General features: G+C 63.1%; 9 protein-coding genes, 1 tRNA gene and 1 pseudogene. 8 read left to right on the forward strand and 3 right to left on the reverse strand.

The genetic code is table 11. The features are described from left to right. Positions 1 to 221 precede the first annotated feature (221 nt). Positions 222 to 1,178 carry a helix-turn-helix transcriptional regulator gene (locus tag JQ635_RS20325; protein ID WP_211411566.1) on the forward strand — a complete coding sequence of 319 codons (957 nt, stop codon included), beginning with the start codon at positions 222 to 224 and terminating at the stop codon, positions 1,176 to 1,178. 141 nt (positions 1,179 to 1,319) lie between these two features. On the opposite strand, the gene glnA is transcribed toward JQ635_RS20325, so the two are convergent. Continuing rightward, positions 1,320 to 2,729, reverse strand: a complete 1,410-nt coding sequence (glnA, locus tag JQ635_RS20330; RefSeq protein ID WP_014494828.1) for a type I glutamate--ammonia ligase — start codon at positions 2,727 to 2,729, stop codon at positions 1,320 to 1,322. Between the two features lie 151 nt (positions 2,730 to 2,880). Beyond that, positions 2,881 to 3,219, reverse strand: a complete 339-nt coding sequence (locus tag JQ635_RS20335; RefSeq protein WP_007603495.1) for a P-II family nitrogen regulator — start codon at positions 3,217 to 3,219, stop codon at positions 2,881 to 2,883. A gap of 382 nt (positions 3,220 to 3,601) precedes the next feature. Between JQ635_RS20335 and JQ635_RS20340 the strand changes: the two genes are divergently transcribed. Further along, complete coding sequence (locus JQ635_RS20340) at positions 3,602 to 5,101, forward strand: NAD(P)H-hydrate dehydratase (protein ID WP_211411567.1); 1,500 nt, start codon at positions 3,602 to 3,604, stop codon at positions 5,099 to 5,101. Then, positions 5,101 to 5,537: pseudogene (locus JQ635_RS39010) on the forward strand (GNAT family N-acetyltransferase). Before JQ635_RS20340 ends, JQ635_RS39010 begins: the two are co-directional and overlap by 1 nt. A 4-nt stretch (positions 5,538 to 5,541) precedes the next feature. On the opposite strand, the gene JQ635_RS20345 reads toward JQ635_RS39010, so the two are convergent. After that, positions 5,542 to 6,849: a multicopper oxidase domain-containing protein gene (locus JQ635_RS20345; protein ID WP_211411568.1), complete on the reverse strand. Its 1,308-nt coding sequence runs from the start codon at positions 6,847 to 6,849 to the stop codon at positions 5,542 to 5,544. A 154-nt stretch (positions 6,850 to 7,003) separates the two neighbouring features. Between JQ635_RS20345 and JQ635_RS20350 the strand changes: the two genes are divergently transcribed. The 5 genes from JQ635_RS20350 (at position 7,004) to lon (ending at position 14,026) form a co-directional block, all read left to right on the forward strand. Further along, positions 7,004 to 7,088, forward strand: a tRNA-Leu gene (locus JQ635_RS20350). A gap of 173 nt (positions 7,089 to 7,261) precedes the next feature. Beyond that, on the forward strand, positions 7,262 to 8,623 hold the full coding sequence (gene tig / locus JQ635_RS20355) for a trigger factor (RefSeq protein WP_211411569.1): 1,362 nt from the start codon (positions 7,262 to 7,264) through the stop codon (positions 8,621 to 8,623). Positions 8,624 to 8,916: 293 nt separating this feature from the next. Then, positions 8,917 to 9,552 carry an ATP-dependent Clp protease proteolytic subunit gene (locus JQ635_RS20360; RefSeq protein WP_211411570.1) on the forward strand — a complete coding sequence of 212 codons (636 nt, stop codon included), beginning with the start codon at positions 8,917 to 8,919 and terminating at the stop codon, positions 9,550 to 9,552. Between the two features lie 451 nt (positions 9,553 to 10,003). Then, on the forward strand, positions 10,004 to 11,275 hold the full coding sequence (gene clpX, locus JQ635_RS20365) for an ATP-dependent Clp protease ATP-binding subunit ClpX (RefSeq protein WP_211402163.1): 1,272 nt from the start codon (positions 10,004 to 10,006) through the stop codon (positions 11,273 to 11,275). A gap of 327 nt (positions 11,276 to 11,602) precedes the next feature. Then, complete coding sequence (gene lon / locus JQ635_RS20370; protein ID WP_211411571.1) at positions 11,603 to 14,026, forward strand: endopeptidase La; 2,424 nt, start codon at positions 11,603 to 11,605, stop codon at positions 14,024 to 14,026. Positions 14,027 to 14,054: the final 28 nt, after the last annotated feature.

Here is a 14,054-nt window from a genome sequence, read left to right on the forward strand (position 1 = left end):
CTACACCGACTTGGACAGATCACCACAAGCAGGACGATAACTATCAACTGTGATCGCCTTGCCACATCCATGGGCGCGTCGGCCCTGAACCGACGTCGCATCAGGCCGCGCCTGAAGCGCCGGGCGATCCGAACGGGACATCGCAATGAAGGCCCTTTGAACACCGCTGGATTTCCTGCGACAAAGGAGCGCCGGGCAATCTACTCTTATGGAGCGGTGCGTTGGATAATGGCGACGAATTGATCGCATTGGAGCTGTCCAGCTCCGCATTTGCCGACCGCGACCGAACGGAGGCTTTTCACCAGATCTACGGGCGCGAAATTCTCAAGCTGGAGATCGAGCCGCTGCCAGACACGGCACTTCAGATCGACATGAAGCTGCGTGCGTTGCCTGGAATGTCCGTCGCGGCCGCGACCGTCTCTCCGATCTTCTGTCGCCACACCGAAGCGATGATCGACAACGACGATCCGGTGATCGTGCTCAACCGCGAGGGTGTGGCGATCCACAATCAGAATGGTCACGAGACCCATCTCGGTCCCGGCGATGCGATCCTGACCACGAATGGATTGCCGGGGACCGCGACCAATTACACGACGCGGCGTGTGGTCAGCTGGCGGATCAGCCGCGCACTGATTGCGCCTCTGGTCGCGAACTTCGACGACGCCATCGGCAAGCGGCTGGACAGGCACAATCCGGCGCTTTCGCTCTTTCTGGATTATCTCGGCATCGTCAACGAGCGTCAGACGCTCGCGAACGCCGCAATGCGGCGGACCGTCGTGAACCATATGCTCGATCTCGGCGCCCTGCTGCTGGGCGCGACTCCGGATGTCGCCGAGATGGCAAACGCGCGCGGTGTTGCAGCCGCCAGAATGCGGAGCATCAAGGCGCTCATTCGCGCGCAGTCCGGCAATCCCGGGCTGAGCCTGGCTTCTGTGGCTTCCAAGCAGGGTATTTCAAAATCCTATGTCCGCAGGCTGTTCGAGCTCGAGGGTACGAGCTTTACCGAGTTCGTGCTCAATCAGCGGCTGGCCTCGGCCTACAAGATGCTCACCGACGTGAACTTTGCAGGCCGGTCGATCAGCGAAATCGCGCACCGGTCCGGCTTCAACGACATCTCGTACTTCAATCGCACCTTTCGCCGCGTCTACGGCGCGTCCCCGTCGGATGTCCGCAAGTGATCTGTGCGACGGGTAGAACGAAGCCAAACCGATTGTAGTGGAGGACGGATTGCGCCTCGGCCGCCGTACCCTGCGATCGACCCAAACGAAAAGGCGCTCCTTTCGGAGCGCCTTTTGCTTGTTGCAGAGAGTTCAGGCCGCTTAGCCCGAATAGTACATGTCGAACTCGACCGGGTGCGGGGTCATCTCGAAACGCTCGACCTCGGTCATCTTCAGCTCGATATAGGCGTCGATGAAGTCGTCGTCGAACACGCCGCCGTTCTTGAGGAAGCCGCGGTCCTTGTCGAGGTTTTCCAGCGCCTCGCGGAGCGAGCCGCAGACGGTCGGGATCTGCTTCAGCTCTTCCTTCGGCAGGTCGTAGAGGTCCTTGTCCATCGCCGGACCCGGATCGATCTTGTTCTTGATGCCGTCGAGGCCGGCCATCAGCATCGCGGCGAAGCCGAGATAGGGATTGGCAAGCGGATCGGGGAAGCGCACCTCGACACGCTTGGCCTTCGGCGAAGCGGTGTAGGGGATGCGGCATGAGGCCGAGCGGTTGCGCGCGGAGTAGGCGAGCAGCACCGGGGCCTCATAGCCCGGGACCAGGCGCTTGTAGGAGTTGGTCGACGGGTTGGTGAAGGCGTTGATCGCCTTGGCATGCTTGATGATGCCGCCGATGTAGTGGAGGCAGGTCTCCGACAGGTCGGCATATTTGTTGCCGGCGAACACCGGCTTGCCGTCCTTCCAGATCGACTGGTGCACGTGCATGCCCGAGCCGTTGTCGCCGTAGACCGGCTTCGGCATGAAGGTGGCGGTCTTGCCGTAGATGTGCGCGACCTGATGGATGCAGTATTTGTAGATCTGCAGGTGGTCGGCCATCAGCGTCAGCGTGTCGAACTTCATGCCGAGCTCGTGCTGGGCGGACGCGACCTCGTGGTGATGCTTCTCGACCTTGACGCCCATCTTGGCCATGGCCCCGAGCATCTCCGAGCGCATGTCCTGCACCGAGTCCTGCGGCGGGACGGGGAAGTAGCCGGCCTTGGTGCGGATGCGGTGGCCGAGGTTGCCGCCCTCATATTCCGTGTCGGTGTTGGTCGGCAGCTCCGAGGAGTCGAGGCGGAAACCGGTGTTGTAGGGGGAGGAGGAGAAGCGCACGTCGTCGAACACGAAGAACTCGGCTTCGGGGCCGACGAACACGCTGTCGCCCACGCCCATCGACTTCACCATGGCTTCGGCCTTCTTGGCGATGCCGCGGGGGTCGCGGTTGTAGGGCTCGCCGGTGGTCGGCTCGAGCACGTCGCAGGTGATGACCATCGTGGTCTCGGCGAAGAACGGATCGATCGTCGCGGTCACCGGATCGGGCATCAGGCACATGTCGGACTCGTTGATCGCCTTCCAGCCGGCGATCGAGGAGCCGTCGAACATCGTTCCTTCGGCGAAAATGTCCTCATCGATCATGCTGACGTCGAACGTGACGTGCTGCCACTTGCCGCGCGGATCGGTGAAGCGCAGGTCGACGTATTTGACGTCGTTGTCCTTGATCGATTTCAGGACGTCTTTGGCGGTCTTCATGCATACCCCTTTTGGCTCTGCGGGTCGGTTTCCAGATGAGCAAAATTATTCTCGCTTGGGCGAGTTTTGCGCGACCGCACAAACGAAATCAGGCCGCCGAAGCAGCCTTATTTCTTGTCAGAGTGTCGCAAAATGCGGGATAGCACCCGGCTCAGATAGCGTCCAGCCCGGATTCGCCGGTCCGGATGCGGATCGCCTCTTCGATGTTGGAGACGAAGATCTTGCCGTCGCCGATGCGTCCGGTCTGCGCCGCGCGGCGGATCGCGTCGATGGCGCGCTCGACCAGGTCGTCGCCGATCACGATCTCGATCTTCACCTTGGGCAGGAAGTCGACGATGTATTCTGCGCCGCGGTAAAGCTCGGCGTGCCCCTTCTGCCGGCCGAAGCCCTTGGCTTCGGTGACGGTGATGCCCTGAAGGCCGACTTCCTGAAGCGCTTCCTTCACCTCGTCGAGCTTGAACGGCTTGATGATGGCTTCGATTTTCTTCACTGCGCGCCTCCCGGCCTTTCGATCAAATAGCAACGTCTTCGTCAGGATGCGCTTTTCTTCACGCACGATTTTGTCTTCGCTATGCCGGGATCCCTGACCAGTCCGGCAACAACGGCCGGCCACACCCAGATAAGCGTCAGTGAGCACGACGAACCGAAGCGGCTTCCTCGAAAGCAGGGTCTATGCCAAGTTGCAAATGCCCTGATTATTGGAGCGTTATCAGCCTTTTAACGAGCATCTCTGATAGGTGGCGCCGACCGGGCCAAAATACCGAAGACTACGAAATAGGCAAATAGTTCAGTATCTGTGCAGATCTGTGTTCCCGGCGCCGGATCGGCATAAAAGATGCCTGCTGAAGAGGCGTTTGTACCAGGGAAGTGGCATGGAAGTTCTGACCAACGCCGAAATGCAGCGGGCCGACCAGCTCGCGATCGCCGCCGGCACGCCCGGCTTCAAGCTGATGCTGAGCGCCGGCCAGGCGGTCGCTGAAGCCGCCAATGCGCTGGTGGAGGAGGGGCCGATCCTGATCGTGGCCGGCCCCGGCAACAATGGCGGTGACGGTTTTGTCGCAGCCGCCGAGCTCGCCGCGCAAGGCCGCGAGGTCTCGGTGATCCTGATGTGCGAGCGCGATCAGCTCCAGGGCGATGCGGCCTCCGCCGCGCGCGGCTGGAAGCATCCGGTGCTCCCGTTCAATCCGCAGGCGATCGGAAAACCTGCGCTGATCATCGATGCGCTGTTCGGCGCGGGCCTCAGCCGCTCCGTCGAGGGCGAGGCGCGGGAGATGATCGAGGCCATCAACGCCAACGGCGCCCTGGTGCTCGCGGTCGATCTGCCGAGCGGGATCAACGGCACCAGCGCCGCCGTGCTGGGCGTGGCCGTGAACGCCACCGAGACGGTCACGTTCTTCCGCAAGAAGCCGGCGCACCTGCTGCTGCCGGGACGGGTGCATTGCGGCCGGGTGCGGGTTGCCGACATCGGTATCGACGCACAGGTGCTGGACGAGATCGGGCCGCAGATTTTCGAGAACGATCCGGATTTCTGGGGCGGGGCCTTTCCGGTGCCGCGCATCGACGGCCACAAATATGCGCGAGGCCACGTGCTCGCGGTATCGGGCGACGCAGCCGCGACCGGCGCAGCGCGGCTTGCCGCGCGCGGCGCGTTACGCGCCGGCGCGGGCCTGGTGACGCTGGCGAGCCCGCGCGATGCGCTCGCGATCAATGCAAGTGCGCTGACGGCGGTGATGGTGCGCCCCGTCGATACTGTGGTCGAGTTCGGCGAGATGCTCGGCGACAAGCGCTACAACACCTGCATCATCGGTCCGGGCGCCGGGATCGGCGAGCGCACCTGCGACATGGTCCACACCGCGCTCACCGCGCAGCGGCATCTGGTTCTGGACGCGGATGCGCTGACGAGCTTTGCCGCAAATCCCGAGCGCTTGTTCGAATCGATCAAGTCGTCCCAGGACAGTGCAGTGGTGCTGACCCCGCACGAGGGCGAGTTTCCGCGCCTGTTCTCCGACCTCAGCAACAAGCATCCGGGCCGCTCCAAGCTCGAACGCGTGCGCGCCGCCGCCGAGCGCTCCGGCGCGGTGGTGCTGCTGAAGGGGCCCGATACCACCATCGCCGCGCCCGACGGCCGCGCCACCATCGCCGCCAACGCGCCGCCCTGGCTGGCCACCGCCGGCGCCGGTGACGTGCTCTCCGGCATCATCGCCGGACTGCTGGCGCAGGGCGTGCCCGCGTTCGAAGCCGCCAGCATCGGCGTCTGGATGCACGGCGAGGCGGCAAGCGAGGCGGGGCCGGGATTGATTGCGGAAGATCTCACCGAGACCCTGCCGGCCGTGCATCGGCGCATCTACGATGCGCTGGGAGTGGAGTACTAGTGCTGAGGCAACTCGCGCTCGCCGACATGGGCGCGGCGGCGGGCGTCCATCGGATCGCGTTTGACCAGGCGATGCCGTGGCTGGTCGGGCTGCACACACCGGAGGAGGATCGCTGGTTCTATCGCGAACGTATCTTTCCGACGTGCCGCGTGTGGGGATGGTTCGCTGATGACCTCCTGCGTGGTGTCATCGCCTTCCGCGAGGGCTGGGTCGAACAGCTCTACGTGCTTCCGGTTGCGCAGGGCCGCGGCGTCGGCACCGAACTCCTCGACATCGCCAAGGCGCCAGCGGACGGCTGGAGCTCTGGACCTTCCAGCGCAATGCGCCCGCGCGGCGCTTCTATGAGGCGCGCGGGTTCGCGTTGGTCGAGGAGACCGATGGGGCGCGGAATGAGGAGAAGGAACCCGACGCTCGCTACGTCTGGACCCGCCAGTAGGCGCTCACTCCACCCCATACCAGCGCACCAGGCGCGGCGCGGCCCAGTCCGTTACAACCGACTCGATCAGCCATCGTCCGGGGGAGGTCGCCGCGAACGCGATGCGCTGGGTCTGGCCGGGCTCGATCGCGAGCGTGTCGAGCCAGTAGGGCTTCCAGCCGTCGTCGAGCTTGTCGAGCAGGCGGAAGGGGTGGCCGTGCAGGTGGAAGACGGTGGTGATGGGAGCGGAATTCTTGAGGGCCACCACGATGGTGCGGCCGGCCTTGGAGCGGAAGGCGGGGGCGGAGGCGGTGGAGAAGTTTGCGGGCCGTGCCCAACCGGACTGAGCTGCGCCAAGCGCGACATCGAACCGCAGGGCGCCTTTCAGATCGAGCTTCTCGGGAAGGTCGTTCGACGGCAGTGGCTGCGGCGGCAATAGCGGCGCGCGCCGCTCCGATTGGCCTGATATCTTGAGGCTGCCCACCTGGCGCGCCTCCTTGCCGTCATGCAGCAGGAATGCGGCCGATGCGGCCGTATCCACAAACGCGTCGGCCCGTCCGCCGGGGGCCAGCACCAGGGCGCCGTTGCGGGCCGGGAACGGCTCGGCGGGCTGCCCGTCCAGGGCCATCACGCGAACCTCATGGCTTTCCAATTTGATTGCCAGAACAGTACGTTGGGAGCCATTGATAAAGCGCAGCCGCAGCCGCTCATTAGCTGCGGCTGAGAGTTCGAATGAAGTCTGCCCGTTGACCGTGTAGAGCGGTGTCGTGTCCTTGGGATCCTGACCCGGTGGGACCGCGGTGCCATCGGGCCGCAGGCGCCATTCCTCGATCAGCAGGATCTCGTCGCGATCGACGGCGACCGGGCTGGTCTCAACCGCGATGATCGGAAGCGGGCGCGCGGGCTGCTTCAGGCCGTCCTCGAACAGCCGGAAGTCGGCCAGCAGGGTTCCTGCATTAGGTATTGAAATAACTGATGTTTCAACCGCACTAGGCGGAGCCGGTGCCCGTCCCCGGAGCGGATCGGCGGCGGCGGCCGGGGCATTGAGGCCGTACCAGACTGGTGCAAGCGGTACAGGCAGGTCGTTCCGGAACACCACCTCGCAGCGGTCAAAGCGCTTGAGACGGACGGCCCTGAGATGGCTTACGGCAGCCAGCTCCCAGATCGGTGTAGCCGGCTGCCCCGGTTTCAAAGGCAGGGTCCCCGACCTTGCCTGGAGGGCAATCTGGGCGGTCACAGGCGGGGTTGCTCCGCCCACAATCAGGCCGGCCGCCGAGGCTCCGAGGCCGGCCAAAACCTCGCGCCTCGTCGGGTCAAAAATCCGCGGTTTCATGGCGCGATCCGGACCACGCCGCGCTGGATAAGTCCAGCCGTCGTGCCTACTTGAAGCCTGCAGCCAGCAAGCCATTTTTTTGCTGCGAACAGTCAAGCACATGTTATAAGCCCGGCCGCCCGCGGCATCGCGGCCGGTCTTGATGCAAATTCACGCGGGCGTGGCGGAACTGGTAGACGCGCTGGATTTAGGTTCCAGTGACGAAAGTTGTGGGGGTTCGAGTCCCTCCGCCCGCACCAAGCGCTTATCGCGTTTGCACGGATTACGAGGACTTGCTCCTCGCGGATGGTTGTCCGCCTGAAGCCGGTCCGATGAACCACCGGCGTTGAGGCGTTTGCCTCGCGCCGGATCGATTAATGACAGCGTCCCGACGCATGCGCGCCGGGGCCGAACGAAAAGAAGATTGGACGCCATGCAGGTCACAGAGACCCTCTCGGAAGGTTTGAAGCACGAGTTCAAGATCAGCGTTCCTGCGTCTGATCTCGACGCCAAGGCCGGCGCCAAGCTCGTCGATCTCAAGGACAAGGTCCGCATCAACGGCTTCCGTCCCGGCAAGGTGCCGGTCACGCACCTGAAGAAGGTCTATGGCCGTTCGGTGATGGCCGAGACCATCGACCAGACCATCCGCGACACCAACACGCAGCTCTTCTCGGAGCGCGGCTTCCGTCTCGCAACCGAGCCGAAGATCACGATGCCGACCGAGCAGGCCGAGGTCGAGGAACTGCTGAGCGGCAAGACCGATCTGACCTACACGGTCGCGATCGAGGTGGTGCCGTCGATTGCGCTCGCCGATTTCAAGACCTTCCAGGTCGAGAAGCCCGTTGCCGAGGTCTCCGGCGCCGACGTTGATGAGGCGATCAAGCGCATCGCGGACAGCAATCGTGGTTATGCCGCGAAGGGTGAGGGCGAAAAGGCTGCCTCTGGCGACCGCGTCACCATCAACTTCAAGGGCTCGATCAACGGCGAAGCCTTCGAGGGCGGTGCCGGCGAGGGCATCCAGGTCGTGATCGGCTCCAACACGTTCATCCCTGGCTTCGAGGAGCAGCTCATCGGCATCGGCGCGAACGAGACGCGCACGCTGAAGGTGACGTTCCCCAAGAACTACATGAGCGAAAAGCTCGCCGGCCAGCCCGCCGAGTTCGAAACCACCGCGACGACGATCGAAGCGCCGCAGGACGTCGCAATCGACGACGAGTTCGCCAAGACGCTTGGCCTGGAATCGCTGGACAAGCTGAAGGAAGCCGCGCGCGAGCGTCTGGTTGCCGAGTTCGCGACCGCGACGCGCCAGCGCGTCAAGCGCGCGCTGCTCGACCGTCTCGACGAAGCGCATCGCTTCGAGGCGCCGCCCTCGCTGGTCGACGAGGAGTTCAATCTGATGTGGAACTCGGTCAAGGCCGAGATGGACTCCGCCGGCAAGACCTTTGCCGACGAGGACACCACCGAGGACAAGGCGAAGGAAGAGTACCGCAAGATCGCCGACCGCCGCGTGCGGCTCGGCCTCGTGCTCTCCGAGATCGGCGAGAAGAACAAGATCACCGTGACCGACGACGAGGTCGGCCGCGCCGTGATCGAGCGTGCCCGGCAGATGCCCGGCCGCGAGAAGGAGGTCTGGGACTATTACCGCAGCAACGCCCAGGCGCTGGCCCAGCTTCGTGCACCGATCTATGAGGACAAGGTCGTCGACTTCATCCTCGAACTCGCCAACGTGACCGAGAAGAAGGTCTCGCGCGAAGATCTCTACAAGGACGACGAGGCGGAAAAGACCGCTGCCTGAAGGATTTGAGGCAGCCTCCTATTAAGGATGATCAAGGATGAGGCCCGGCTAGCCATGTGGCTGGCTGGGCCTTTTTGCGAGAATCAGCTTCAAGTCCCCAGTGGATTAAGCCTTAATTCGCTCCGCACTTGTCTGGCGCGAATTGGGCTATATCTGTCGGTACACCCTGTACCTATGCGTTCTACTTCTACCAACTTCCTGCATCACGGGACGTCCATCGGCCTTCCGGCACATCCAGCCCAATCTGGCAGCCAAGACTGGCGATGTCCGCCTCTCAAAACCCTAGGTGACTCATGCGCGATCCGGTTGAAACCTACATGAACCTCGTGCCCATGGTGGTCGAGCAGACCAACCGTGGCGAGCGCGCCTACGACATTTTCTCGCGCCTGTTGAAGGAGCGCATCATCTTCGTGACCGGTCCGGTCGAGGACGGCATGTCGACTCTGATCGTCGCGCAGCTCCTGTTCCTCGAGGCGGAAAATCCGAAGAAGGAAATCTCGATGTACATCAACTCGCCGGGCGGCGTGGTGACGTCGGGCCTTGCGATCTACGACACCATGCAATTCATCCGCCCGCCGGTCTCGACCCTCTGCACCGGCCAGGCCGCCTCGATGGGCTCGCTGCTGCTCGCCGCCGGCGAGAAGGACATGCGCTTCTCGCTGCCGAACGCGCGCATCATGGTGCATCAGCCCTCAGGCGGCTTCCAGGGCCAGGCGACCGACATCATGCTGCACGCCCAGGAAATCCTGAACCTGAAGAAGCGGCTCAACGAGATCTACGTGAAGCACACCGGCCAGACCTACAAGACGATCGAGGATGCGTTGGAACGCGACAAGTTCCTGACCGCCAACGACGCCAAGGAGTTCGGCCTGGTCGACAAGGTCATCGACAAGCGCGCCGAGGAGCCGGCGCCGGCGAAGGCCCCGTAGCACTACTGGACCGTAACGGCGATCCCCGGGATCGCCGGGGTCCCATCAGGGCGGCGTTCACGCTAGGTGCGCGTGGGCGCATTGCAAAACGTCGTTTTGCGCCCTGCGGCAGGCAGAAAGTTCCGCTTTCGTGCTTGTTATTTCGTGGTAATCCAGCAACGCCGGGGTGATTTCGGTCACTTCGCCCGTGCCAAGACCGGAAATCACGGTATTGTCACGGGTAGCCGGCGACCCCCGATTAGCGAATTCTTGATAGTCGGGTGACAGCATGGTTGGCTACGATTGATCGGCTATGATCGCGGGAGAATCGAGTGACCGTGATTCGCACGGGATGTAGTAACGCGTAGGTCTTTTTTGGTACGGAATTTGCTCTATTTGAACTTCATCCCGGCCATCGTGTCGGAATGGAGCGATCGAGCGGAACGGGATCGAACCGCGGACGGAGACATGAATGAGTAAGGTCGGCACGAGCGACTCCAAGAACACGCTATATTGCTCGTTCTGCGGCAAGAGCCAGCACGAAGTCCGCAAACTGATCGCGGGTCCCACGGTCTTCATCTGCGACGAGTGCGTCGAGCTCTGCATGGACATCATCCGCGAGGAGAACAAATCCTCGCTGGTGAAGTCGCGCGACGGGATTCCGACGCCGAAGGAAATCTGCAAGGTGCTGGACGATTACGTGATCGGCCAGAGCCATGCGAAGAAGGTCCTGTCGGTCGCGGTGCACAACCACTACAAGCGCCTCAACCACCAGACCAAGCACAACGACGTCGAGCTCGCGAAGTCGAACATCCTGCTGATCGGTCCGACCGGCTCGGGCAAGACGCTGCTCGCGCAGACGCTCGCCCGCATCCTGGACGTGCCGTTCACGATGGCGGATGCGACGACGCTGACCGAAGCCGGCTATGTCGGCGAGGACGTCGAGAACATCATCCTGAAGCTGCTCCAGGCCGCCGACTACAATGTCGAGCGTGCCCAGCGCGGCATCGTCTACATCGACGAAATCGACAAGATCAGCCGCAAGTCCGACAATCCCTCGATCACGCGCGATGTGTCGGGCGAGGGCGTGCAGCAGGCTTTGCTCAAGATCATGGAAGGCACGGTGGCTTCGGTCCCGCCGCAGGGCGGCCGCAAGCATCCGCAGCAGGAGTTCCTGCAGGTGGATACCACCAACATCCTGTTCATCTGCGGCGGTGCCTTTGCCGGCCTCGAGAAGATCATCTCGGCGCGCGGCCGGTCGACCTCGATCGGCTTCGGCGCCCAGGTACTCGCGCCGGAGGATCGCCGGACCGGCGAGATCTTCCGTCACGTCGAGCCTGAGGACCTCCTGAAGTACGGTCTCATCCCCGAGTTCGTCGGCCGTCTGCCGGTCGTGGCGACGCTCGAGGACCTCGACGAGACCTCGCTGAAGAAGATCCTGACCGAGCCGAAGAACGCACTGGTGAAACAGTACCAGCGGCTGTTTGAGATGGAGAACATCGAGCTGACCTTCGCCGACGAGGCGCTTGGCGCGGTTGCCCGCAAGGCGATCGAGCGCAAGACCGGCGCGCGCGGGCTGCGTTCGATCCTCGAGGCGATCCTGCTCGAGACCATGTTCGACCTGCCGGGCCTGGAAGGTGTGGAAGAAGTCGTGATTTCCCGCGAAGTCGTGGAAGGCACGGCGCGTCCGCTCTACATCTACGCCGATCGGACCGATCGCGCCGTCGAGAATGCCAGCGCCTGATTTCCCGGCGCTGGAACGCTCCAATCGTCTCATCAAGTTGGGCTGCGGAAGTGTATCTCCGCAGCCGGTGTTGCGTTCGCTTATCCGCGTGCGTAAGCGCCTGATGGCGCGCGTTTTTCAATGACTTGACACCCCCCGGGTCGATAGCCACCTAATGTCGGCGGCGAGTGAGAATTCTCTTCAAGATTCGCCTCTGTTCCGATCCGGCGAGCCGGTCCAACTTTTCAAGAGGACCGACCGGTTTTGTGGATCACCTCGGCACCTTGTGGCGGTTGCGCATGAGCATGGCGGGCTGCGTGCAAGGGGGCAAAGCAAAAGGAAAAGGCCATGACTAATCCAAAACCCCGGCCAACCATCGTCCATGGCGAAGCGCACGCTTATCCCGTGCTGCCGCTGCGCGACATCGTCGTCTTCCCGCACATGATCGTTCCGCTCTTCGTCGGTCGCGAGAAGTCGATCCGCGCGCTTGAAGAGGTGATGAAGAACGACGCGCTGATCATGCTCGCGACGCAGAAGAACGCGTCCGATGACGATCCGGCGCCCGATGCCATTTACGAGACCGGTACGCTCGCCAGCGTGCTGCAGCTCCTGAAGCTTCCCGACGGCACCGTGAAGGTGCTGGTCGAAGGGCTCGAGCGTGCGCGCGTGCAGAAGTATACCGATCGCGCCGACTACTATGAGGCGACTGCCGTCGCGCTCGCCGATACCGATGCGAAATCGGTCGAGGCGGAAGCCTTGGCGCGCTCGGTCGTGTCCGACTTCGAGAGCTATGTGAAGCTCAACAAGAAGATCTCGGCCGAGGTCGTCGGCGTCGTGCAGGCGATCACCGATTTCGCCAAGCTCGCCGACACGGTTGCCTCGCATCTCGCCGTCAAGATCGCGGATCGCCAGGGCATCCTGGAGACGCTGTCCGTCACCACGCGCCTTGAGAAGGTGCTGGGCCTGATGGAGAGCGAGATCTCGGTGCTGCAGGTCGAGAAGCGCATCCGCTCGCGCGTCAAGCGCCAGATGGAGAAGACGCAGCGCGAGTACTATCTCAACGAGCAGATGAAGGCGATCCAGAAGGAACTCGGCGACGACGACGGTCGCGACGAGCTCGCCGATCTCGAAGAGAAGATCGCCAAGACCAAGCTCTCCAAGGAAGCGCGCGAGAAGGCGCAGCATGAATTGAAGAAGCTGCGCCAGATGTCGCCGATGTCCGCGGAAGCGACCGTCGTGCGCAACTATCTGGATTGGCTGCTGTCGATTCCGTGGAACAAGAAGTCCAAGGTGAAGAAGGACCTGGAGGCCGCGCAGGCCATCCTGGACTCTGATCACTACGGTCTGGAGAAGGTCAAGGAGCGTATCGTCGAGTATCTCGCGGTGCAGTCGCGCGCCAACAAGCTGACCGGACCGATCCTGTGCCTCGTCGGGCCTCCCGGCGTCGGCAAGACCTCGCTCGGCAAGTCGATCGCGAAGGCGACCGGACGTGAGTTCGTGCGCGTCTCGCTCGGCGGCGTGCGCGACGAGGCCGAGATCCGCGGTCACCGCCGCACCTATATCGGCTCGATGCCCGGCAAGATCATCCAGTCGATGCGGAAGGCGAAGTCGTCCAATCCGCTGTTCCTGCTGGACGAGATCGACAAGATGGGCGCCGATTTCCGCGGCGATCCGTCATCGGCCCTGCTCGAGGTTCTCGACCCCGAGCAGAACGGGACCTTCAACGACCACTATCTCGAGGTCGACTACGATCTGTCCAACGTGATGTTCATCACGACCGCGAATACGCTCAATATTCCGGGCCCGCTGATGGACCGCATGGAGATCATCCGGATCGCGGGCTACACCGAGAACGAGAAGGTCGAGATCGCGCGCAAGCACCTGATCCCGAACGCGGTGTCCAAGCACGGCCTGGACTCCAAGGAGTTCTCGATCGACGACGAAGCATTGCTGCTTTTGATCCGCCGCTACACCCGCGAAGCGGGCGTGCGTAACCTGGAGCGTGAGCTCTCCACACTCGCCCGCAAGGCGGTGAAGGAGCTGATGATCTCCAAGAAGAAGTCGGTCAAGGTCACCGAGAAGACTCTGGAAGAGCTGCTCGGCGTGCCGAAGTACCGCTTCGGCGAGATCGAGAGCGAGCCGCAGGTCGGCATCGTCACCGGCCTTGCCTGGACCGATGTCGGCGGCGAGCTGCTGACGATCGAAGGCGTCATGATGCCCGGCAAGGGCAAGATGACGGTCACGGGCAATCTGCGCGACGTGATGAAGGAATCGATCTCGGCGGCGGCGTCCTACGTCCGCTCGCGCGCGATCAATTACGGCATCGAGCCCCCGATGTTCGACCGCCGCGACATCCACGTGCACGTGCCGGAAGGCGCGACGCCGAAGGACGGTCCGTCCGCAGGCGTGGCCATGGCCACCGCGATCATCTCGGTGATGACCGGCATTCCGGTCCGCCACGATGTCGCGATGACCGGCGAGATCACGCTGCGCGGCCGCGTGCTGCCGATCGGCGGCCTCAAGGAGAAGCTGCTGGCTGCGGCCCGCGGCGGCATCAAGACGGTGCTGATCCCCGAGGACAACGCCAAGGATCTCACGGAGATTTCCGATGCAATCAAGGGCGGCATGGAGATCATCCCGGTTTCGCGCCTCGACGACGTCGTCGCCAAGGCGCTGGTGAAGAAGCCGGTGCCGATCGTCTGGGAAGAGGACACCAAGGTGACGGTGAAGCCGGATGGCGATGAAGCCGCCGGCGGCCTGACCGCTCACTGATCCCAAGCGAAAGATGATAAAACGGCGC

It is taken from the genome of Bradyrhizobium iriomotense (assembly GCF_018130765.1).
Taxonomy (GTDB): domain Bacteria; phylum Pseudomonadota; class Alphaproteobacteria; order Rhizobiales; family Xanthobacteraceae; genus Bradyrhizobium; species Bradyrhizobium iriomotense_A.